Origin of the sequence: Flectobacillus roseus, from assembly GCF_030056595.1 — a bacterium.
In the GTDB taxonomy this organism is placed as follows: domain Bacteria; phylum Bacteroidota; class Bacteroidia; order Cytophagales; family Spirosomataceae; genus Flectobacillus; species Flectobacillus roseus.
In genome coordinates, this window is the sequence record NZ_JASHIF010000004.1 from 565,007 (window position 1) to 588,662 (window position 23,656).

General features: G+C 34.7%; 17 protein-coding genes, 1 tRNA gene and 2 CRISPR repeat arrays. Of the genes, 14 read left to right on the forward strand and 4 right to left on the reverse strand.

Annotation, left to right across the window (positions count from 1 at the left end; genetic code table 11):
- Positions 1-183 precede the first annotated feature (183 nt).
- The 13 genes from QM524_RS06920 (at position 184) to cas6 (ending at position 12,075) form a co-directional block, all read left to right on the forward strand.
- Positions 184-257 (forward strand) — tRNA-Ile (locus QM524_RS06920).
- 256 nt (positions 258-513) lie between these two features.
- Positions 514-1,698 (forward strand): tyrosine-type recombinase/integrase, encoded by a 1,185-nt coding sequence (locus QM524_RS06925; protein ID WP_283344001.1) that lies wholly within the window; start codon positions 514-516, stop codon positions 1,696-1,698.
- Between the two features lie 156 nt (positions 1,699-1,854).
- Positions 1,855-2,298 (forward strand): hypothetical protein, encoded by a 444-nt coding sequence (locus QM524_RS06930; protein ID WP_283344002.1) that lies wholly within the window; start codon positions 1,855-1,857, stop codon positions 2,296-2,298.
- A gap of 13 nt (positions 2,299-2,311) precedes the next feature.
- Positions 2,312-2,509, forward strand: a complete 198-nt coding sequence (locus tag QM524_RS06935) for a hypothetical protein (protein WP_283344003.1) — start codon at positions 2,312-2,314, stop codon at positions 2,507-2,509.
- Between the two features lie 372 nt (positions 2,510-2,881).
- Positions 2,882-3,819: direct repeats of the CRISPR family, unit length 38 nt; unit sequence GTCAGAGTAGTACTTCCAAAAGAACAAGGATTGAGACA.
- Between the two features lie 177 nt (positions 3,820-3,996).
- A complete protein-coding gene (locus QM524_RS06940; protein WP_283344004.1) occupies positions 3,997-4,659 on the forward strand; it encodes a CRISPR-associated endonuclease Cas6 in 663 nt (220 codons plus the stop codon).
- Between the two features lie 10 nt (positions 4,660-4,669).
- Positions 4,670-5,383, forward strand: a complete 714-nt coding sequence (locus QM524_RS06945; RefSeq protein WP_283344005.1) for an NARF domain-containing protein — start codon at positions 4,670-4,672, stop codon at positions 5,381-5,383.
- A gap of 3 nt (positions 5,384-5,386) precedes the next feature.
- On the forward strand, positions 5,387-6,967 hold the full coding sequence (locus tag QM524_RS06950) for a Cas10/Cmr2 second palm domain-containing protein (RefSeq protein ID WP_283344006.1): 1,581 nt from the start codon (positions 5,387-5,389) through the stop codon (positions 6,965-6,967).
- Positions 6,968-6,970: 3 nt separating this feature from the next.
- Positions 6,971-7,363 carry a type III-A CRISPR-associated protein Csm2 gene (gene csm2, locus QM524_RS06955; protein ID WP_283344007.1) on the forward strand — a complete coding sequence of 131 codons (393 nt, stop codon included), beginning with the start codon at positions 6,971-6,973 and terminating at the stop codon, positions 7,361-7,363.
- 5 nt (positions 7,364-7,368) lie between these two features.
- Positions 7,369-8,061 carry a type III-A CRISPR-associated RAMP protein Csm3 gene (gene csm3 / locus QM524_RS06960; protein WP_283344008.1) on the forward strand — a complete coding sequence of 231 codons (693 nt, stop codon included), beginning with the start codon at positions 7,369-7,371 and terminating at the stop codon, positions 8,059-8,061.
- Entirely contained in the window at positions 8,052-9,122 is a 1,071-nt protein-coding gene (gene csm4 / locus QM524_RS06965; protein WP_283344009.1) for a type III-A CRISPR-associated RAMP protein Csm4, read from the forward strand. The genes csm3 and csm4 overlap by 10 nt, the downstream gene beginning before the upstream one ends.
- A complete protein-coding gene (gene csm5, locus QM524_RS06970; protein ID WP_283344010.1) occupies positions 9,110-10,519 on the forward strand; it encodes a type III-A CRISPR-associated RAMP protein Csm5 in 1,410 nt (469 codons plus the stop codon). The genes csm4 and csm5 overlap by 13 nt, the downstream gene beginning before the upstream one ends.
- Complete coding sequence (locus QM524_RS06975) at positions 10,516-11,181, forward strand: CRISPR-associated endonuclease Cas6 (protein WP_283344011.1); 666 nt, start codon at positions 10,516-10,518, stop codon at positions 11,179-11,181. The genes csm5 and QM524_RS06975 overlap by 4 nt, the downstream gene beginning before the upstream one ends.
- Positions 11,182-11,241: 60 nt before the next feature.
- Complete coding sequence (gene cas6, locus QM524_RS06980) at positions 11,242-12,075, forward strand: CRISPR-associated endoribonuclease Cas6 (protein ID WP_283344012.1); 834 nt, start codon at positions 11,242-11,244, stop codon at positions 12,073-12,075.
- 209 nt (positions 12,076-12,284) lie between these two features.
- Positions 12,285-17,781: direct repeats of the CRISPR family, unit length 29 nt; unit sequence CTTCGAATTGAACCGTGTGGAATTGAAAC.
- Positions 17,782-18,053: 272 nt separating this feature from the next.
- On the opposite strand, the gene QM524_RS06985 is transcribed toward cas6, so the two are convergent.
- Positions 18,054-18,605 carry a hypothetical protein gene (locus tag QM524_RS06985; protein WP_283344013.1) on the reverse strand — a complete coding sequence of 184 codons (552 nt, stop codon included), beginning with the start codon at positions 18,603-18,605 and terminating at the stop codon, positions 18,054-18,056.
- Between the two features lie 586 nt (positions 18,606-19,191).
- On the opposite strand from QM524_RS06985, the gene QM524_RS06990 reads away from it, so the two are divergent.
- Positions 19,192-19,620: a hypothetical protein gene (locus tag QM524_RS06990; RefSeq protein ID WP_283344014.1), complete on the forward strand. Its 429-nt coding sequence runs from the start codon at positions 19,192-19,194 to the stop codon at positions 19,618-19,620.
- Between the two features lie 354 nt (positions 19,621-19,974).
- On the opposite strand, the gene QM524_RS06995 is transcribed toward QM524_RS06990, so the two are convergent.
- The 3 genes from QM524_RS06995 to QM524_RS07005 form a co-directional block, all read right to left on the reverse strand.
- Positions 19,975-20,424, reverse strand: a complete 450-nt coding sequence (locus QM524_RS06995) for a hypothetical protein (RefSeq protein ID WP_283344015.1) — start codon at positions 20,422-20,424, stop codon at positions 19,975-19,977.
- Between the two features lie 109 nt (positions 20,425-20,533).
- Positions 20,534-21,697, reverse strand: coding sequence for a patatin-like phospholipase family protein (locus QM524_RS07000; RefSeq protein ID WP_283344016.1), 1,164 nt, complete (start codon positions 21,695-21,697; stop codon positions 20,534-20,536).
- A 46-nt stretch (positions 21,698-21,743) separates the two neighbouring features.
- Positions 21,744-23,656, reverse strand: a 1,913-nt coding sequence (locus QM524_RS07005; RefSeq protein ID WP_283344017.1) for a WD40 repeat domain-containing protein, incomplete at its 5' end; no start/stop codon positions are given.

Here is a 23,656-nt window from a genome sequence, read left to right on the forward strand (position 1 = left end):
TTGAGGATTAAAATAGAAAAATATTCTCAAGTACTTACTCACTGAGTATGACTGCATTATCAGTGAGTAGCTACAAAAGTAGGAGATTATTTGCTGAATTCTTCCTATGACCACTTGCAATATTATGAGTATTTCATTAATTTTGCACTATTACGAAAAAGCACTACCAGTGTGTATTTGTAGGGACTTGTAGCTCAGCTGGTTAGAGCACCTGACTCATAATCAGGGGGTCCATGGTTCGAGCCCATGCTGGTCCACTATAACGGAAATGAGGTAAATAAAAGGCAATACTTAGGTGTTGCCTTTTTTATTTTATATCGTTTACTATCAGCAAAATACGCCTAAATCTCATCTAAACACGTTTCTTTTCGTCTCGCTTACAAACTCAGTTACACGTGTAATTTTCTACTTACATCACTTTTTCGAACTAGTGTTTTTGAGCATTTTTGAGGCTTAATTTTTTTAAAAACCTACACAAATGCCAAAAAAACGCTCTTAAAGCAAGTTAACTACATGCAAATTAACTACTGGTTTCGTAAGTCTACAAAGAATCCAGAATTGGGAAATCTACAAGCGGTGATTAAAATTGATGGGGTAGAGTCCAAACCTTTCAGTACTGGAATTGACTGCGAAAAAAAAAATTGGAATCATGACCACAAATGTTTTGAGGGAAAGGGTAGTGCCCAAAAAGAAAAAGCGCTACACAATTTTGAGCAACGAATGCGTATGATTCTTACTACACTGGAAGCCGAAAATCCAAATCAGTTCATTCACCCTTCAAAAATGATTGAATTACACCGTAATGACAAGGCTTCGAGGAAAAAACCTCAAGAAATTTTTACCATGCCTGATGCCATTAGGTTCTACAATGACTTAAGACAAGAACTTAATCAAGCTGGTCAGCTCGATGATGAAACATTAGAGAACGACACAAAGTATGCCAACAACGTTTTGAAGTTCTTGAGAGAAAAGAATCGAATGGCGAAACCAGCCGTAAATTTTGATTTGTCAGTCATGGATGAGTTTATTCATTACATGAAAGTGCTCGGTCGAAAACCTTATTATATCAATAGGCATATTATGTGGATTAAATCAGTGCATAAGCAAGCCTACAAAAGAAATAAGATAAGTTTCAAGCCTGTAGAAGATATGGATTTGCTCAAGGTGAAACAAGAATTACCGAAGGTACTTGAACCTTGGGAGGTGGATAAAGTCTATGAGTATAAATTCAAAAAGTCTTTGCAGGAAGTTGCCGACGCTTGGGTATTCTGTCAAGAGACATCTTTTTCGTATGCAGACTATATCTCACTAAGAGATGAGTTCTTGAACGTAGATGATGAGGGGATTTATTGGATTATTTTTCCAAGAGATAAGGTGGAAGAAAATAATTATATGACCCCATTGAGTGCCCGTGCCCTTGAAATAATAGACAAGTATGGAGGTTCGCTGGAAGGACTTCCTAAACGTTCGAATCAGACTATGAATGCCAGCCTAAAAGAAATAGCCAAATATGCAGGGGTAAACTCGAAGCTACATTTCCACATGGCCAGAAAATCATACGTTCACAACGCCCTTAACTATAAAGGCATGAGAGATGTCACTATTGCACAAACAGTGGGATGGTCAGACACTAAGATGCTAAAGGTATATGCAAGGATTAACCGAAACGCAATAATTAAGGAGTTCTTTAAGAAGTAGTACTCGCTTGAATTATAGCCCTGCACTTGCGGGGCTATTTTAAAAAGAAAGAACTTTACAAATTTTTGCAATTTTAAATCCACTTCATTTAACGATGTTTTAACACCAACTAAACTTTAATTTACAACAAATTTTAAAACACCATTAAAATTCAAAATGAAAAAAATCATTCTATCATCTTTAGTTTTCTTATGTGTAGCATGTAATAAGGATGTTTCACCAGACTACACCACCAACTTTCAGGGCTCTTATACTCAGAATTACGATGAATGGGGGTCAAATCTTTATCGAACCAAGGGAACTTACAAATTTCTTATTACCAAGTCGGGCGAAAATCAAGTTAAGATGGTTGCATCCAATACCTATGTTCTTACTCAGGGTTCGGAAGTAATAGAACAAGGAACTAACTCTATTACTATACCAGATGTTAAGTGTACCAGTGAAACAGAACTAACTGTCAATTCAATTATTAACTCTTCAGGGCAAAACTACATCGCGACAGGTAGCGGCAAGCTGATTGGAAAAAACTTAAAGCTTGAATTGACGTCTGATGATGGTAAAAATACAATCAGCCAAACCTTTTTATTGACAAAAGATTAATGATTGTAAATCCATGAATATAGATTTTGAAAAAATAGGAATGTCTATTAATCAGGAAAGATGCAAGGAGCATAATATTCCTGCAAAGTTTGAAGTCCTCGGAGATGAAGTTAGAATAAGTTGTTGTTGCAATGCATTTTTAGAGCTAATGTTCAAAAAGTATTATGATGACCTTGAAACTGAAATAATAAAAAATCTAAAGCCTTCATAATTTATTGAATACGTTTTGTATTTTTGGATAATAAAAATATTTAAAAATACAAAACGTGTTCTTTTATGATAACACACCCCTTGCTTGCTAGAAAAATCCAGTTTTTTGTTTATCATACTCTTAATGGTAAAATATTAGCATTATTGAATTTAGTTATCTGGTAGCTGATAGATTTCCCCTATCAGATTCTACATTTATTGAGTTCAATATTGTGGCTATTTTTAATAAAAGCCAAGTCAATATTTAGTATATTTGTTTATAGATAATCAAGATAGGTACATCTTTTGATGTAATTAATCAATGTTTAAATATAAATTTTTAAATATTTTATTGATTAAGTAATTGATTATTAGTGAGTTAATTTTAGTGTCTGTCAGAGTAGTACTTCCAAAAGAACAAGGATTGAGACAAGGCAGGAATTTTATCGATTGAGGAAATCTTTAAGAAGGTCAGAGTAGTACTTCCAAAAGAACAAGGATTGAGACAGTCAGGAAATTGTTGGATAAATTGTAAGATTGCCTGAGTCAGAGTAGTACTTCCAAAAGAACAAGGATTGAGACAAAGGAGAATGCCTACCAAATCCTTTTTTTGAGGGTCAGAGTAGTACTTCCAAAAGAACAAGGATTGAGACAGCAGAAGGTCTTTACCTTTGCTTAAATCCATAAGATTGGGTCAGAGTAGTACTTCCAAAAGAACAAGGATTGAGACGAAAGAATCAAACTCTCGGATTAATTCGTTGAAATCGTGTCAGAGTAGTACTTCCAAAAGAACAAGGATTGAGACTTTATAGTATAATACATCAATCACATTTAACTACATTAGGTCAGAGTAGTACTTCCAAAAGAACAAGGATTGAGACACAAATTCATATAAACAACCATCTTCGTGTACAATATGTCAGAGTGGTACTTCCAAAAGAACAAGGATTGAGACCTGTTAGGAATCAACTGTAAAGGTTCATGAACATCAAAGTCAGAGTGGTACTTCCAAAAGAACAAGGATTGAGACTAAGTTGGAAATTTATTTTAATTGTTAAATGATATGGTCAGAGTGGTACTGCCAAAAGAACAAGGATTGAGACTTCATGGTAAACGAATTTACTACAAACACACCGTCAAAGAGTCAGAGTGGTACTTCCAAAAGAACAAGGATTGAGACAAATTTAGTAGGTTTTCCTCCAATTACATTTCCTTCCTGTCAGAGTGGTACTTCCAAAAGAACAAGGATTGAGACTCTTTTTGACCAAAATCTTCGTAAACTTCCATTTTAGAAGTCAGAGTGGTACTTCCAAAAGAACAAGGATTGAGTATTGTATAAGCAGCCGAAAAATCAGAATTCTTGAAAGAGTTTTATTTTCTGCTGGTTATTTTCTACATTTGGGTAAATAGTAAACTTAGTAAACCCAGAACCTTGATTGACGAAACTTTAATATAAATGCAGTAGCCTAACTAAGCGTATATTACACTTAGCGGGGCTTTTTTTGTTTTATGACCTTGCAGATTCTAACCGCCCATTATACACCAAGTATTGAAGCCCCTGAGCTTCCCGCTTTTCGTGGAGCTGTGATAAAAACCTTTGGAAATGAGCACCAACTATTCCATAATCACCAAAACGAGAGCACATATTCATACCAATATCCACAAGTACAATACAAACGTATTGTGCAAGAGCCTGTATTGGTCTGCGTGAATATTCCAAGAGAAAATACTCAGCTACTTTTTACGCATCCGCATATATCCCTAGTATTAAAAGAAAAGACATTACAATTATCCTTACAGCAAATCAAGCTTGTTGAACATATACTTGGTTTCGGAAAAGTGCAATCATATCGCATTAATAACTGGATAGCACTTAACGAAAACAACTATAAAAAGTATCAAGAAATAGAAGATGAGTTGAGCAGAATAGGGTTCTTGGAATCGATACTCAAAGGAAATATTATATCATTTGCCAAAGGTATTGGTTGGGAAGTAGACCAAACACTCCAACTTCGTATTGACGAAATAAAGAAAATAAAATTAGTCCCATACAAAGGTCAGCGCCTCACGGCATTCGACCTAACCTTCCGCACCAACGCCCAATTGCCAGAGTATATAGGCTTGGGTAAGGGAGTTAGTTTGGGGTTTGGAACAATTGGAAACCTAACGTAATCAAATCAATATGAGAACGAAATATAGTATGTTATTAATTTGCTTAGTGTTAATTACGCACATTAAGTCATTTTCTAAAGTTGATTCTATCAGAATTCAAAATCTAGAAACAAAGGTTGGAGAAATAGGCGACCGAAAGTTAAAATATATTAATGAAGACCTAGAACGTATTCAAAAAAAACTCAAAGAAGCAGAAGGAACAATTGAAAAGCATGATGACCTCTATCAAAATTGTATATTATTTCTTTCGTTTTTAAGTACTCTTGGTATTGGTGGATGGCTCTGGATTAAAGATAAAGCTAAAGAAAAAGTTGAAGAGGTCATCCGAGATGAAAGTAGTACATTATCAAAAATATCATCAGATGTTAAAAGAGATATAGATATTAGACAAAAAACCAAAATATTAATTTTTACTAATGGAGATATACAAGATGATACGCTTAAGCTTTTACTAAGAAGAAATTCCTTTAAAGAAATTTTTTCTATGGAGTTCAACAAACAGATTGATGCTTCACAATATGACTTGATAATTTTTTCAGAGTCAGTAGAAATGAATAAAATAGTAGAATTCTTAAAATCTTCTTCTAAAGATGTAAAATATTTCTATTTCGGAAGTTCTTTATTTCCAGATGATATTGCAAAGAGCTTTGATTATAAAGTAAGTAGCTCAAAATTTCCTTCACAAGTTATTGGCAATATTATGAACCTATTAAAATACAACTAAAATATGTCTGCTTACACTACAGAATTCTTACATAATAAGTTACTTGTAAAAGGAGATTTTTCAGGAATACAAGAGTTTATATTCAACACAAAATCAAAGGGAGCTGCAAAAACTTTAAAGGGGAAATCGTTTTATATCCAAATTCTTGCCGAATTAGCTATTGAGTGTATTTACACCAATACTGGTATTACCTCAAATAAGGAATTGCACACTGTTTATAATGGTGGGGGTAATTTTTATTTACTCATTCCTGTAGATAAAAAAGAACAGCTTATTAAAGCTGAAAAGCGCATTCATCAAGATTTAAAGGACGAAGGAATAATGCTAATCATTAGCAGTATTGTGTATGATCCTCTAAAGTCTTATGGGGAAAATTTACAATTATTAAATGCTTGTGCGCAGGAAAAAGCATTGAATAGATTTGATGATTGGGAATACTTCTTTAAAGCAAAATCAATTAAAGTCAATGATAAAGCTGATCAGGTTATAGATAAAGAAGATTTTGGTAAAGAGATTGCTGAACATTTACTGCGAAATGAACTTAAATACCAAGTTAGAAAATTTGGTGAGATATTTTCTTTAGATAAATTTCCAAACTGGCAAAATTCTGTCAACTTTCAAGTTCCAAAATGGACAAAAGATTTAATAGAAAAATATAAAGACAGTATTTATATACAAGACCTTGCAGAAGATGAAAAATCGGATTTTACGTTATACAATACAATATCGTATAACTGGTTAGGAAACTTTGCTCATGAAAGAACAGGTACTAATAATCTTGGAATTTTAAAGTTAGATTTTGATGGATTAGGGGGAATTATCAGAGAAATTCAGACCATTGATGACAGTAAAATATTTTCAAGTTTATTAAGAGGGTTTTTTGAGCAAAAACTAAAAGAACTTTTTGAAAATGAGGATATTAATAAATTTGCAAACAAAGGTGTATCATATAAATACAAGGATTCCATTTCAGTAATTTTTGCTGGAGGAGATGATGCATTTTTGGTAGGCTCATGGGATGCAATAAAAGAATTTAGTTTACTGCTTAAAAAAGAGTTTGATAAATACTTTCAAAATAGAATTAACGAACTTGACTTTATCAAAAAGTTACCAACCTTTTCAGCAGGGCTGATATTTGTTACCTCTACATATCCAGTAAGTAGTTTCTCAAATCTTGCAGAAGAAGCGCTAGCAAACGCCAAGGATCATACAGATAAAAATGCACTAAACATTTTTAATCATACAGTAGATTGGAGTCAATGGAAAAAGGCTAATGCTCAAAGTGAAAAAATTATTGATGGAATATTGTACAAGAAAGTACCTAAGAGTATTCTATCTCGTTTGAAACAAACACATGAGGTATATGGAGAATTAGTTAGAAATAGGTATCAGTTAACAACTCTTACCCGATTTATCTATGACTTACGTTCCGAAAAAATCGATAAAGTTTTTATTAATGGCTTAAAAGAAACTTATCAAGATTATTTGAAAAATGCATTGAGTAATGAAGGAAATAAAACAGAGATATTAATAATTCCAATTGCAGCACGTTTAGCTGAGTTTTCAACCCGAAAAATAAACTAATATATGGCATCTTATGACAAACCACCAATTGGTAAGTTTATTACAGATAACACTGTGAATATCTTGGCTTCTGATAACCTACGAGATAACGAATTAATCAGTTTCATGAATGAATTTGAAGTCTTTGTGAAATCTGATGGGAAGTATATATCAAATGGTCAAGTTCGTATTCTTTTTGACTTAATTTCTAAGACAAAAGATTTTAATGAATTGCAATTAATTAGACCTCAAATAGCATTTGTAACCGCAAAGCAAATAAAGATAGAGACAAGGATTCTCATTGAAAAACTTCTAAAGCTAATAGGCGAAGTCAAGACCACTACTGAACATGAGAACATGAGAAGGTTTATTACATCATTTTTACATTACCATAAATTCTATCATTCAGAAAAATAGCAAATATGAGACTTACATCAAAAATAATAATTAAGGGGACTTTTAAGGTTAAAACAGGCTTAAGAATTGGTGCTGGCAACAACGATTTTGAATTAGGCACTCCTCAACTAAGTGTAGTTAGAAGTAAGGGGATTCCATTTGTACCAGGAAGTTCACTAAAAGGGAAAATGCGTTCCTTATTAGCAAGATATTATGGTTCTTCTCGTGTAGAGAATGATGTTGATATAATTAAAGAAATTTTTGGAGATTCTGCAGGTAAAGAAAATGGGCAATTTCGTACTAGGCTATTAGTGAGAGATTGTTCATTGATTCAAAGTGAGAAAAAGAATGAACCTCTAACTGAAACAAAATGGGAAAACGTAATCAAAAGAATGCAAGGTGGAGCAATTCATCCACGAGAAGTAGAACGTGTACCAGAGGGTTCTGAGTTTAGTTTTGAATTAGTTTATGATGAATATAATCACGTCACCAAAACTGAAAATCAAGATAATCTTTCATCTGAGAATCAGAGCCATTTAAAGCATATAAAGTTAGCATTACAATTATTAGAAGATGATTATTTAGGTGGTTGTGGCTCAAGAGGATATGGTAAAATTGAGTTTTGTAAAGACAAAATGTCCATAACTCAGCATAAAATTGAAAGCGAAATTTATAATAAAGTAGGAACACCTCTAACTAATGGATTTGTATGGGATTAACACAAGCGATTATTCTTGAGAGTAGGCCTTTTGCTCAATACCATTTTGGGGAATATAGTATAGATGATACTCGTTTAAATCATACTTCACTAATTCCTCATGCTGATACGATTTTTTCGGCTATTATTAATATTTACAATAGAACATTTTCAGATACTGATGATTTCATTACTGCTTTAGAGCTATACGATTTACAGATTTCATCTGGTTGTTATTGTCTTAGAGGCGATAATGGTAGTATTTTCTTTCTGCCTAAACCTCAAGTATTAGGTATATTAAATAATACCTCAGAGGACTTCAAGAAACAGAAAAAAGTTTTATTTGTATCAAAAAGTGTATGGGAAAGAGGGATTAATCCCGACTTATTTTTAACAGATGATACAGTACTTTTAGGAAATAAATTTGTCTGTACTAATAAGGAGATTAAGGAAATAAAAAAAGTAAAATTAAAAGCTAAATTTCATACCGAACTTTCCTTAGCAAACATTGGCTCATTAACCAAAAATAGGGTTCATACAGATAAACAAGAGAATACTCTCTACACACAATCAAACCTTCAAATCCAAGACTTAGAACAATTTGGACTTTCTGTTCATTTCTATTTTTTATTAAAACATGACTTACCAGTAGAATGGAAGAAAAAACTAGATTTAGTAATTAGTTTGCTACCGGAGTTTGGCTTAGGAGGTGAACGTTCGACTGGTTGTGGTAAATTTTGGGGCGTAAGTGCAGAAGAGTTTACAATCAATCCATTGAAACCCTCAGCAACCTTTCTCTGTTCTGCGTCCTTAATTTCTCCATACAATTTGGATGAGCTCAACAGGATAAATTACTATTCTACTGTAATTCGAGGTGGAAGAAGACTAGGCTCTGATGAAAATGCTGGATATAAGTTACAGCAAATTAGAATGATTAAAGAAGGTGCTTTAGTAAAAAATGATTTACCTATCGGGCATAATCCAAGCATTAAACCGCAAGGAAGTCAGGATGAATATTTGCGTTATGGCAAAGGATTTTTATTACCTATTCACGAAAACTGGACAAAACAATGGCAGGGTTAAATCATACTTATCATTTCAAAATTAAAACCTTATCGCCCATCTCAATTGGTAATGAACAAGAAGCGGTAACTTCCTTTTCAGAATATATTTATGATAATGATTATCTCTATTATCTTGATTTGAACAGTTTGAAAGGAATAGACAATGTTAAAATTGATGCGTTTATTCAAGGTATGCAAGATGGAATGTATAATAATAGTTTTCGCGACAACTTTTCCAAACTGGTACAAGATACATTGGAAGTAGATATTGAAACTTTAATGACAGGTGAAAAATATAGAATTCGTGGCTTAGAACCTGGGCATTCATTATCATTACGAGGATTGTTAAAAACTAGAAATTGCCCTTATATCTCTGGCAGTACCATGAAAGGAGCAATCAAGTCCTCCATTTTATATAATTGGTTGATGAGCGAAGGTAAGAATGAGTTGAAAGAGTTTGTAAAGTATATCGACCAAGTTTGTATTAACTTAGAAAAAAAAATACAACAATGTACTAAAGATATTGTTACTAGTAACCTTTTTAGTAATGAACAGAAGAATTTATTTAGTTCCAGCAATAATTCTCCAATAATAAACTTCATTAGATTTCTAAACTTTCAAAACTTAAGTGAAAAACAGAGTAAAATTTTAAGTGTTTCGAAAAGAGAGATTACTGAAGCCAGAATTAAAATTGAGAACGAATTTACCAAATCTTTAGAAGCTAAATTATTTCCTAGTAAAAAACAAAGGATGCTTTCAAATGGAAAGCCGTATTTGGATGATAATCGAAAACCTATTTATGACGATATTCCTTACGATTCATCTTATCTACGCGTTTTAGATACTCCTTCAATTGATAATCAGTCAATAGTTGTCGAATATATAAAAAGAGTAAATATTTACAATGAAAAAGCTAACGAGGCTATTCCATTCTTGATTGAAACCATCGAAGCTGATACCCGCTTTGATTTTCAAATTCAAATTCCGTCCAATAATTTTAAATTGAATCAAATCTTTCATCCGTCCTTGAAATTTCTTCAAAGCAAAGAAATGTATAAAACCTTGTTCAAGATTATCAATAGGTTTTCGGAGGATTTTATCAAGGAAGAATTAAGTAATACTTCAAATGTTAGTTTAAAAAGCTTTTATGAAGGATTGGAATCTGAAATAAACAAAGGTGATGAGGCAATTATCAGAATAGGTTTTGGTAAACATTTTCTAAATAACTCTATGGCATTAGCTGTAAAGCAAGTAGACAAAACTGTTTACGGAAAGCTAATAGAATTATTTATGGAAAGCGAAAATTCAGAGGATTTTCCCTCAACGAGAGTATTGACATCGAATAATCAACCACTGGGCTGGATGAAAATCCAATTTGTATCATCAAGAGAACCTATTAATCCTCCAAAACTTTGACAACTAAATTATTTACCTTTTCTAATTTTCCGATGCGGAATAGTGAGATAAAATTTTTTCGCACATTAGTGAATGATATGTTGAATTGGCAGAATAGACTTTTTCATCACCTTAATCATGAGGGTGAAGAGTTAATGGGCTACCCTAGGATACAATATAGATTATTTAAGGGGAAGGCAAGTTTATTTGGTATAAATGAAGGAGGAGATGCAATAAGTAATTTTGTTGCTGAAAATATGTATGAATTTCCAGAGGAGATGCAACTGGTATCTCTGAAAAGTGAAGAATTAGACGTAAAGATTTCCGAGGATAAATACTTTTATAAGTTACACTACTATGTTCCCTTTAGTGAGACTGAATATCTTAAGTGGAATTCCGTAGAAGGTTTGGTTCAAAGACTTTTAATTATTGAGGAAAAGATACGTTCTGACATTCACATATTTCTTAGGGACATGAATATGGAAGAATTTACAAATGATGTATGGGTTAAGATAGAATCATTTGAGGATAAAGGAAATACTTTACTGCCGAAACAACTTGATGAAGAACAAACCGGAGCCTTTAATATCTCGTTTTCTTCTAATATTATTGTTCCTTCTGATATCGCAATCGGGAAAGGTGTTCTTTATAATTATGGGGTGTTATCAAGAATAATAGTTTAATCAAAAATAAACAACTCTTTAGCGATTCTTTCTGGTATTTACATAGAAAAACCAATTTCGATGCGAATAAAATTACACCTAAAGCCAGTACGTGATAAACAGGCTTTGATTTTTAACTATCAGTATGCCTTTCAGGCATGGATATATGGTTTGTTGGCGAGGTCTGACAAGGATTATAGTCAATTTCTTCATGATGAAGGTTACCTAATTGGAGAAAGTAAAAAGTCCTTCAAGCATTTTACGTTCTCCTCTTTACAACTTGGACGAACAAAACCAATTCAAAAAGGAGATAAACACATTGAACTATCTTTAGATACTATCTTCCTTACCTTATCATTTTGTGTCGATTCTGCTGCCAAAGCTTTCATGATTGGATTGTTTCAGTCTCAAGAGCTGAGCCTTTTCAATATGGATTATAAAGCAGATTTTATCGTCGAAAGAGTTGAGTCTTTGCAAATACCAGCTTTACACTTTAATCACTCTCAGACTGTTACAAAAATTTTCAAAGTAGATTCTCCAATGGTATTGGCTGAAGAGAAAAATGGGATAACTGAATATATTTCGCCAATTGATAGTAGATACGAAAGACTATTTTCCATCAATCTTTGGGATAAGTATCGTTCTTTGGAGAAAACTAAATCTTTTGATTTAGACCCTAATTTGGTTCAAAATATTATACAATGGAAGCTTGTTAGTAATCCTGAAAACATCAAACGTAAAGGTTTGATAGTTAAAGAAGGAAAAGGTAAGCAACAAATCAAAATAATTGGTTTTGAAAACCTCACATTTGAAGTAACTGCACCAGAGAATGTCCTAGCAGTTGGATATTTAGGTGGATTTGGTAAATACTGTGCAATGGGATGTGGGTTTACAAATATTGTTACTGAAGAATAAACCTACACTAGACGTCGTCGATGTCAGAAATGTTCCTTGAAATCTTGATAATAATTGACTTCTAAAGGTTAGCATTTAAGTTAACTGATTGAATATCAAATGTCGTCGAATCCCCATATAAATCATATTAATGAAGGTCGACGACTAAAAGTTAAATAAAAATCGTTAAATGTGCCCTTGATTTAAAAACTAGAGGCTATTTTTAACGGCTTCGAATTGAACCGTGTGGAATTGAAACGGAAGTAGTTTAAACGAATTTTCAAACAAGTGTAAACTTCGAATTGAACCGTGTGGAATTGAAACAGTGCCATGTTCAAACTTCCTTGTATGAAAACCTTTCTTCGAATTGAACCGTGTGGAATTGAAACCAATTCACAGTTACCAAAGCGGTACTGGACGGCGAATCTTCGAATTGAACCGTGTGGAATTGAAACGATACTTCGAAAGAATACCCGCATACAGTACTACTGTCTTCGAATTGAACCGTGTGGAATTGAAACTTGATTTTTGGAGATTGGCACACCGTTTGGGTGTTCCACTTCGAATTGAACCGTGTGGAATTGAAACATTGGTTGCACCATCTGTATTAGCATACGTTACCCCTTCGAATTGAACCGTGTGGAATTGAAACTAGGGCGAACCTAAAACGAACTGTTACGTATATTCAACTTCGAATTGAACCGTGTGGAATTGAAACCGTGTTTTGCCATACTGGTTAGTTTCACTACTAAGCCTTCGAATTGAACCGTGTGGAATTGAAACGGTAGTAAATCAGACGAGCAAGTAAATTTCATCACACTTCGAATTGAACCGTGTGGAATTGAAACTTTACTTGACCCGATTCCGAAACCCCCCCTAACCACCTTCGAATTGAACCGTGTGGAATTGAAACGAAGCAGGATTTTTGCTAATAAACTCACGTTCAATCACTTCGAATTGAACCGTGTGGAATTGAAACATGTCCAGAAGGGGACACGACCTATTCAGGTAGTGCTTCGAATTGAACCGTGTGGAATTGAAACCACACTACCACTGTAATTTTCTTACCATTGCACCCTTCGAATTGAACCGTGTGGAATTGAAACGCTTGATACTCCCTAGTAAGTGACGTTGATTGTATCTTCGAATTGAACCGTGTGGAATTGAAACTTCAGTCATTCATAGCTAGCGAAACACAAATTTCAAAGCTTCGAATTGAACCGTGTGGAATTGAAACTACGCTTGTTTGAGTTTGGTATCGTATTTATTCTCCTTCGAATTGAACCGTGTGGAATTGAAACGGAGTATACTTTTTCCCGTATAGTTAAACTCTTTGCCTCTTCGAATTGAACCGTGTGGAATTGAAACATTTAATGGTGGTAAAGCAAATAGAATCTTAAAAATACTTCGAATTGAACCGTGTGGAATTGAAACACATCCGTAACCGTTTCGGCTCTTTTTAGGCTCCAAACTTCGAATTGAACCGTGTGGAATTGAAACTATTTTTGGTAAGCTTGCATAAATAAATCACTATCCACCTTCGAATTGAACCGTGTGGAATTGAAACAAAAATCGGGTACCTTTTCTACTATATGATGAAAATCTTCGAATTGAACCGTGTGGAATTGAAACTTTGTTTGTCTTACTAGTCATTTTATCCTGTTTTTCTTCGAATTGAACCGTGTGGAATTGAAACTAGACTTTTTGCTGTGTGTTGGTTAGACTATTTTCTGCTTCGAATTGAACCGTGTGGAATTGAAACTTGTAATAGTCCTTATCAAGCTCACAACCAGTTAACTTCGAATTGAACCGTGTGGAATTGAAACGACTTTGGGATAATTGCATCAAATGAAGCATTAGATTCTTCGAATTGAACCGTGTGGAATTGAAACCGATATGATGCAGGAATATTTTGATTTCCTCCGTATCTTCGAATTGAACCGTGTGGAATTGAAACCCTGCTGAAAATGTAGTCTTTCATGCAAAAATTGACTTCGAATTGAACCGTGTGGAATTGAAACGACGCACCCGAATTGATAAAGAAATCTACTATCACTTCGAATTGAACCGTGTGGAATTGAAACAACAGTGATAAGATTCCAATTGGAAATTTTATAGTTGCTTCGAATTGAACCGTGTGGAATTGAAACGGACTCCCCCCAACAGTGTAGATTTAATTTCTTGTCTTCGAATTGAACCGTGTGGAATTGAAACAGGTCGGCCACTGCTGCTGTGCTTAGAGGTAGCAACTTCGAATTGAACCGTGTGGAATTGAAACAAAATTGGCTGCTACAATTGATACGGCGTGTTACACCCTTCGAATTGAACCGTGTGGAATTGAAACTTGCAAGCCATAACGCAAAAACCAATATTTGAAACTTCGAATTGAACCGTGTGGAATTGAAACAAGAATTGAGCGTAAGGTTATAAAGTGGGTCGCCACCCTTCGAATTGAACCGTGTGGAATTGAAACCCGCCCCCAGCATCTCCCTTCATTTTTTTCTGAACTTCGAATTGAACCGTGTGGAATTGAAACGTGGTAACGCGCAAGAAATTATAGACGCTTATATACTTCGAATTGAACCGTGTGGAATTGAAACTTTAAAGCTTCGGGCGCAGGCTTCGACGCCTCTTTTACTTCGAATTGAACCGTGTGGAATTGAAACCGGCTTACATTGAGCCTTTGCTGTTGATGCCTAGCAACTTCGAATTGAACCGTGTGGAATTGAAACTTGAAATCTAAGCTTAGCGAGAATAGATTACAAAACTTCGAATTGAACCGTGTGGAATTGAAACGGACTTGGCAGATTGCTGAGCACACCACAACGATTGAACTTCGAATTGAACCGTGTGGAATTGAAACAAAGCATGAAAGATATTATTTTAACAGTCCTTTCCCTTCGAATTGAACCGTGTGGAATTGAAACTTGAGTTTGTCAGGGAGTTTTTTACTCGCTAAGGTCTTCGAATTGAACCGTGTGGAATTGAAACTTGTCTATACTTGCAATTATTAGATCAAAATCATCCACTTCGAGTTGAACCGTGTGGAATTGAAACAGTTCTAGGGCTTGTTTTCTTAGAATGTCTAAACACTTCGAATTGAACCGTGTGGAATTGAAACGTGGATGAGGACTATGCGCCAGTTTACGAGTACAATCTTCGAATTGAACCGTGTGGAATTGAAACCGTTAGACCGCCTAAAGCAACAAGTCCAGCGATAATACTTCGAATTGAACCGTGTGGAATTGAAACATTGAGCCATCTTTAAACACAGGATAAAAAGAGTAGACTTCGAATTGAACCGTGTGGAATTGAAACATATTGAAGTCATTTTGTACTCCCGATGTAACACCCTTCGAATTGAACCGTGTGGAATTGAAACAATCTGAAACGTATAGAATGCGGTCTACAATGTTTACTTCGAATTGAACCGTGTGGAATTGAAACTGGTTTAACAGTTGTCTCATTTGCCAGCTCCTTAGCTTCGAATTGAACCGTGTGGAATTGAAACATTGTTGGCTTTGAGTTAGGCGCTGCCCATTTTTTTCTTCGAATTGAACCGTGTGGAATTGAAACCAGGATGTACATAATTGCCATTGTTAGTAGGCAGGTCTTCGAATTGAACCGTGTGGAATTGAAACTCGCTTTGAAAATTTAAAAATTACCCCTACTCTTTCTTCGAATTGAACCGTGTGGAATTGAAACTAGTTATAGTTTAATGTTAATGAGGTTGTCTTTCGCTCTTCGAATTGAACCGTGTGGAATTGAAACTCGTTTACGCTTCCTAATTTTACAAATCTGGCTACTTCGAATTGAACCGTGTGGAATTGAAACGTAAGATGCACTACGTTGATATTCTTCTGCCTTGTCCTCTTCGAATTGAACCGTGTGGAATTGAAACTAGCAAGGCGTTTTTCGTCCTGTATACTTGCTAACACTTCGAATTGAACCGTGTGGAATTGAAACAAGCCTACTCATTGTTCTACTAATAGTAAATCTTCCTTCGAATTGAACCGTGTGGAATTGAAACTCTTTCGAATCATCGGCGCTTAGGTTTAGGAGGTCTTCTTCGAATTGAACCGTGTGGAATTGAAACAAAAAATACCCTTCAACACGTCCCTGAGGAACACCACTTCGAATTGAACCGTGTGGAATTGAAACAGAATACAAATGAAGAATGAGTGATGAATAAATGGAACTTTGAATTGAATCGTGTGGAATTGAAACTCCCCCGCGTAGATTACACCCGTAGAAACTGAGTTTCTTTGAATTGAACTGTGTGGAATTGAAACTTCGTCACGGCTGCGATTCGAACTGGGGTGTTCTTCTTTGAATTGAACCGTGTGGAATTGAAACGCATCCGACGGTTTTAGTGTGAATCGTCTGTTTGCAGCTTCGAATTGAACCGTGTGGGATTGAAACAATACATTCACGTAACGACCTGAATGAGTGCGGATGCTTCGAATTGAACCGTGTGGAATTGAAACAGGTTCGACACGCTTCTAATTACCTTCACTTCTTCGCTTCGAATTGAACCGTGTGGAATTGAAACTAACTTACCACTAAGCCAAATTCAACATTCGACAACTTCGAATTGAACCGTGTGGAATTGAAACAAAACAGGATCTTGATTATATCCTTTTTCAATTTCTCTTCGAATTGAACCGTGTGGAATTGAAACATGTTGAATCTGTCTGGCTGGGTAACTGAGATTAATCTTCGAATTGAACCGTGTGGAATTGAAACTTCTCTTATTTTTTAGAGGATGAAGAAAATTCTTCAACTTCGAATTGAACCGTGTGGAATTGAAACTCTGAAACTTCGCCTGCTATTATTTGCGCCAAAACTTCGAATTGAACCGTGTGGAATTGAAACTTCATCGGGTCAATCTCAGACATAATTTGCTGAAATCTTCGAATTGAACCGTGTGGAATTGAAACTCAATGTGTTTTGCGCTGGATTTGACCCCGTATGGCTCTTCGAATTGAACCGTGTGGAATTGAAACATCTTAGCGATTTTGTTATTACCTTTTGCCATTGTGTCTTCGAATTGAACCGTGTGGAATTGAAACTTGGCTCCATCAAGTATAGCCTCTGTTAATTGCTCACTTCGAATTGAACCGTGTGGAATTGAAACAGGTTCGACACGCTTCTAATTACTTTCACTTCTTCGCTTCGAATTGAACCGTGTAGAATTGAAACATATAACCTCTTTCTCTTTTCCCATCATTAACTTCCCTCTTCGAATTGAACCGTGTGGAATTGAAACGGGAATTGAAGGTGCGGTATATTTCTGCTACTAGACTTCGAATTGAACCGTGTGGAATTGAAACGTCACAGCAGATGGCACAATATCTTTAATGGCATTCTTCGAATTGAACCGTGTGGAATTGAAACGCGGGTACAGGCGTAACCGTTACAATCACTGCAACATCTTCGAATTGAACCGTGTGGAATTGAAACTTTTCCACGATTACCACACATTAATTACCCCCAACAACCTTCGAATTGAACCGTGTGGAATTGAAACCCTGCCAAGGCTGTACTTACTGCTTGCTGAGCCAAAAACTTCGAATTGAACCGTGTAGAATTGAAACCCATCTTCAAAATAAAGCCCTAATTTATCCTCTTTACTTTGAATTGAACTGTGTGGAATTGAAGCCAGACTGGGCGGGCTTTTTATACACGTTTGATAAAAATTGGAATTGAACCGTGTGGATTTGAAACATTTCAGTAAATACCAGTGAAACACTTGAGCCTTTCTTCTTCGAATTGATTGTATGGAATTGAAACAAGTTTTTTCTAATCTCCAATAGCTTGGCCAATACTCTTCGGATTGAACCATGTGGAATTGAAATGCGAATAGGGGAGGGGTTTCTTGAATCCACTTTAGTGATTTCGAACAGAACAGTGTGGAATTAATCACTTAGCTCAACCTATGAATTATCCAAGGTTGAGCTAACTATGACATATGTCGATTTGATAACTAATGCCAAATTTTACCAATAGTACTCCTTCCGCTCCTCAGGAGTACCTTCATCTACCCATCTTTCATATACATAGGTTCCATCTTCAAGGTATCCTGCTACTTCATCAGGTCTCGTACCATTACTAAATTGATAGATAGGAATACCATTGTAATAGTCTATAATGGTTTTAGTATCAATGCCGTATTGGTTGGTTTCTGGTATATAAGGATCAGTGCTGAATATCCATGTACCATTTTGTTGGTATTGATATACAATTGTTCCATCGTAAAGAAAACCAAAAGCAAATTGCCCCGTAGGTCGTTTTGAATCCTTAATCTTGTACACGTCTTTTCCCTCCCAATTTATTTGAACAGTTGCAGTATCAACTCCATATTCATTAATGGTGGTATCAATTCCCCTGATTTTATTAGAAATTTTGGTTAGAGTGTTCGAAGTACTTGATTTGTTGTAAGAAGGATTTGTGGAGCTAGAAAATAAATTCCACCATCCCTTCGATTTTCCAATGAAGTACGTAATTACTGCTAATACAATTGTTGCGATAATGATGATTGTCTTTTTCATTTTAGTGGTTTTGGTAGCAATAGTTAGATTGTTAATTTCTGATATCGTCCTGATCAGGCAAAGCTTGTGAAATTTTTGGTAGCAAAAACAACTACAACAGTTGTCTGCAGTAGAGCTGGCCATTACCTTTTTGCTACCAAAAAATAAAAATTTGTTACTTGTGTGACGTTATTTGATTTAATTCGTTTTAAATACAATAGGTGTAGAACTATTAAGTTAGAAAAAGCCCTTCGGTTTTACTGGAGGGCTTTTCTTATTTGTAATTCTTTGTACTTTAATCGACCCTTAATTGGTACATGAACTATGCATTATATGAATCTTATTTAGTCCTTATAAAATCGAAATAAAACTTGTACCAATTACCAAAGTTTTATTTTACTTGTTTTGTTGATTTTGTGAACAATTAATTTAGCTTCAAAACACAAACTCTTTGGTTAAATATTGCCTGTGAAAATTGTTGTCTCAGAGTTAAATACATTAAATTGTGAGAGTACATAAGCTCCTAAGCAAATTCTAAACTTCTATGAAAATTTCACTTTTCAGAAATTTCCATACATTGGTTTTAAACTTATCCTAAATATTTCTCATGAAATCTACAATTCTTAAATCACTCGCCATTCTTCTTTTGTTATCACTATCCTCTTGTGAAGAAGAAATCACAACTCCAACAACCGTTAAACTGAATGTTACAGATACCAAAGGTAGACCTATAAAAGATTTTAGATTTGCCTTTTGGGGTACTAAGCGAATAGGTTTATTCAGTTTTCTAAATTCTTTTTCTATTCATGCTCAAACTGATACTAACGGTAATTGTACCATGTCTGTCATCATCCCTAAAGAAACGATAGATGTTGATATTATAGTCATGGGAGACTCTTTATATAATCACAGAGATGATATATTTTTAAGTCTGGATTCCCTCAACTTTATTTCTTCCTTTAATAATTCCCGATTTGTAAATAACAATTATAAGAAAGGTCAAATCGCTAAGTTCTATTATAGAGTACAACGATAAATAGCAATAGAAGCTTGAAAGCTACAAGCTGGCAATAGAACCCATTAAATATTATCTATGTAAATTTGTTTTTGGCTGCCCTTTGAGATTTACCATTGTTTAATATGGTTTCGGCTTAAAACAAATATTGCGATAACATAATTCCAAACGATAAATACACCTGTATCAATATACGCTCAGTCACTTATTTATATAATCTTTAAAATTCTCAGCAGAGTGAATTTAATACCAAACCCAAATTATAAATAGGACATTCCCTCACATTTGTTAAAAGTTCTCAAATTTTTTATTTTCAAGATTGTAACGTTAGAGTACTGACAAGATTGAATTCAATCAAATTTGATACCCTAATTGCTAAACCTGTTTAATATCAATAATCTTCACTTTTGCACCTATTTCTTTGGCGATGCTGATCATGTGGGATGTTCCACCTTTTCCGTCGCCAGTTTTGCCATCCCAGAGAGCTAGGAGTGTAAAATTTGATTTTCCTGCTTTAGAGGCTTCTTCAAACATCCACTGGTTGGTTTGTTCCCAAATGTTATCAGATTCGTTATCAATCCTGTCAAGAATATGGACTGGTAGAACCTGAGTGAGGTTATCAAATCTTTTTATCCAATTATCTCCTGCATACGAAACAGACTTTTCTTTATATGCCTCCTTTGGACAAGCTAGATATAGTTGGCTGGATACTCCAAACTCAATGAGAATTTCATGGAAAATAATATCTCCACCAGCTGCTCCACCAGCGATACCTATACAAGAACTTGGGTGTGAACCTATGATTCCCTTTAGTTGAATACGCATAGACTCTATGACTTTTTTTTCCTTGGATGCGGTGAATCTAGGGCTTTCTCTGTCTTCTCTGTCTATCATATGACCAGAAAAGAGGATATAATGTGTTAATTCCAATGAATTATTTTTGGGGTATAAAATGTTTAAATTGTGAGCTTACCTTTACTTGTGTACTACCCACTATACGACCAATTTGTTTTAAATCAGATATATTTTTGGTTGAATCTAACTTACTGACTTTATCGCTATCAATATGACCTAGACCTATTGTATTCAGCCCAGTTTGGCTAATATCTGCATTATATCTCACGTAACTGAAGGATTTACCCAAATCGACATCAAGTGTTAATTCATTCCCATTGTTATCTCTGGGAATCATGTCTCCCAACTCACGATCTATGGATTCTCCGAAAATACAACGACCTACTGTACGGCAAATGGTATCCTGTTCTACTTGCATGGCATACATCAAGTTGTTATGAAGCTTTTTGACTACTTTAATAACATTGTTATAAACACCTGGTATTGGGCAAGATCCTGTACCTACAGAAACAATTAATAATTCTTTCTCACCTGTTTTCCAGTTTAAATTGTAAGCAGGTTGAGTCGCCATTCTATACATTAAAAATGCAGGATTATTGTATGGTGTAACGCCTCCATCTACAAACACAAATGTTTTTTCGGGATTGTTGGAATCCCACTGGAGTGTCTCTGGTTTAAAATAAGCTGGCGCAGCAGTGCTCGCTCTTACCAACTGATAAAGAGGTATTTTAAGATTGCAATCTGGACGAGAGGGATGGTTGTACTTGGCAAAAGGATTATTGGTAACAGGCCAAGGAGAATCTGTCGTTCTGTTCATAGTAACGACTAATAACAAGGATTTGAAATCACCAGTTGCCAAATCAATGTTACCTTCTCCAAAAGTCTTTTTTAACTCTTTGAGCAGGGGACCATCATTGTAAAAATGTTTCACCTTTTTTAGCAAAAACGATTTATCAAACATCGCCTCACCTTTCTCTTCATAGAAACGAAGCAACTCGCTTACACTCATGCCTCTCGACAAGCCTGCCGCAATGATAGCCCCAGTACTTGTGCCCCCGATGTAATCAAAAAAATCACAAAGCCTAAAATCTGAATTTCCTCCCAAAGACTCTCTGAGTTGATTTTCGAGTTCTAGCAAAATCTCCAAGGTTAAAACTCCTCTGATGCCCCCACCGTCTAAGGCAAGAATTTTACGTTTTTGCTCACTCCCAAAACGATGTTCTAATTTTCCCCAAGTAGTCATAGCTAAGAAGTTTTAGTGTTAAAATGTAAAATGACTTGATAACAAATTATTTAATGCCGTATTTTTTTTTGATCTCCTCATCCAGAGGCAAGAGGTATTTATCTCCAAAAACTTTGATCCATTCCTGTATTTCCTCGTATTTGTAATCTAACTCCTCACCATCGCCATAACTCATGATATGACCCTGATCTGTTTGTAAATCTGTTTTAACAATCGCTTTGCCTACGGTGACATAGAGATAACGATTATCAAGAATATGTACTTGTGTTGGCACTTTATTTAACCATAAAGTTTGGAATAATTTGCCTGTGGCTACTTCGTAGGTTTTTACTTGGTGTTTATCTTCTTGCTTGATGGATAAATATTGGGCGTTTTCTGAAAAGGCGACTCCACTAATTTTACGCTCTTGTTTTAAAAACTCAGCTTGTCCTCTTTTATTCACAGACCAGACTATGGCTGTAAAATTTGGAATTATACCATCCCATGTTACCAGCCATTGACTATCTTGCGTAAATTTAGCGTCGTGAATATTTTTTTCATCTTTTAAAAAGTCATAATATTTTCCTGTTTGTACAGACCAGACTTTGGAATTAAAATTCAAATCTTTAGTGATGAGCCATTGACTATCTTGCGAAAAATTAGCGTAGCGAATAATTTTTTCATCTTTTAAAAAGTCTGGATATTTTCCTGTTTGTACAGACCAGACTTTGGAATTATAATTATCATCTTTAATGATGAGCCATTGACTATTTGGGGAAAAATTAGCGTAGCGAATAATTTTTTCATCTTTTAAAAAGTCTGGATATTTTCCTGTTTGTACTGACCAGACTTTGTAATTATCATTCACATCTCTTGTGATGAGCCATTGACTATTTGGGGAAAAATTAGCGTAGCGAATATTTTTTTCATCTTTTAAAAAGTCATAATATTTTCCTGTTTGTACAGACCAGACTTTGGAATTAAAATTATCATCTGTAGTGATGAGCCATTGACTATTTGGGGAAAAATTAGCGTAGCGAATATTTTTTTCATCTTTTAAAAAGTCATAATATTTTCCTGTTTGTACAGACCAGACTTTGGAATTAAAATTATCATCTTTAGTGATGAGCCATTGACTATTTGGGGAAAAATTAGCGTAGCGAATAATTTTTTCATCTTTTAAAAAGTCTGGATATTTTCCTGTTTGTACAGACCAGACTTTGTAATTATCATTCATATCTGTAGTGATGAGCCATTGACTATTTGGGGAAAAATTAGCGTAGCGAATAATTTTTTCATCTTTTAAAAAGTCTGGATATTTTCCTGTTTGTACAGACCAGACTTTGGAATTATAATTATCATCTTTAGTGATGAGCCATTGACTATTTGGGGTAAAATTAGCGTCGATAATAATTTTTTCATCTTTTAAAAAGTCATAATATTTTCCTGTTTGTACAGACCAGACTTTGTAATTATCATTCATATCTGTAGTGATGAGCCATTGACTATTTGGGGAAAAAGTAGCGTTGATAATATTTTTTTCATCTTTTAAAAAGTCATAATATTTTCCTGTTTGTACAGACCAGACTTTGTAATTAAAATTCACATCTCTTGTGATGAGCCATTGACTATTTGGGGAAAAATTAGCGTCGTGAATATTTTTTTCATCTTTTAAAAAGTCATAATATTTTCCTGTTTGTACAGACCAGACTTTGGAATTGAAATTATCATCTGTAGTGATGAGCCATTGACTATTTGGGGAAAAATTAGCGTCGTGAATATTTTTTTCATCTTTTAAAAAGTCTGGATATTTTCCTGTTTGTACTGACCAGACTTTGTAATTATCATTCACATCTCTTGTGATGAGCCATTGACTATTTGGGGAAAAATTAGCGTAGCGAATATTTTTTTCATCTTTTAAAAAGTCATAATATTTTCCTGTTTGTACAGACCAGACTTTGGAATTAAAATTATCATCTG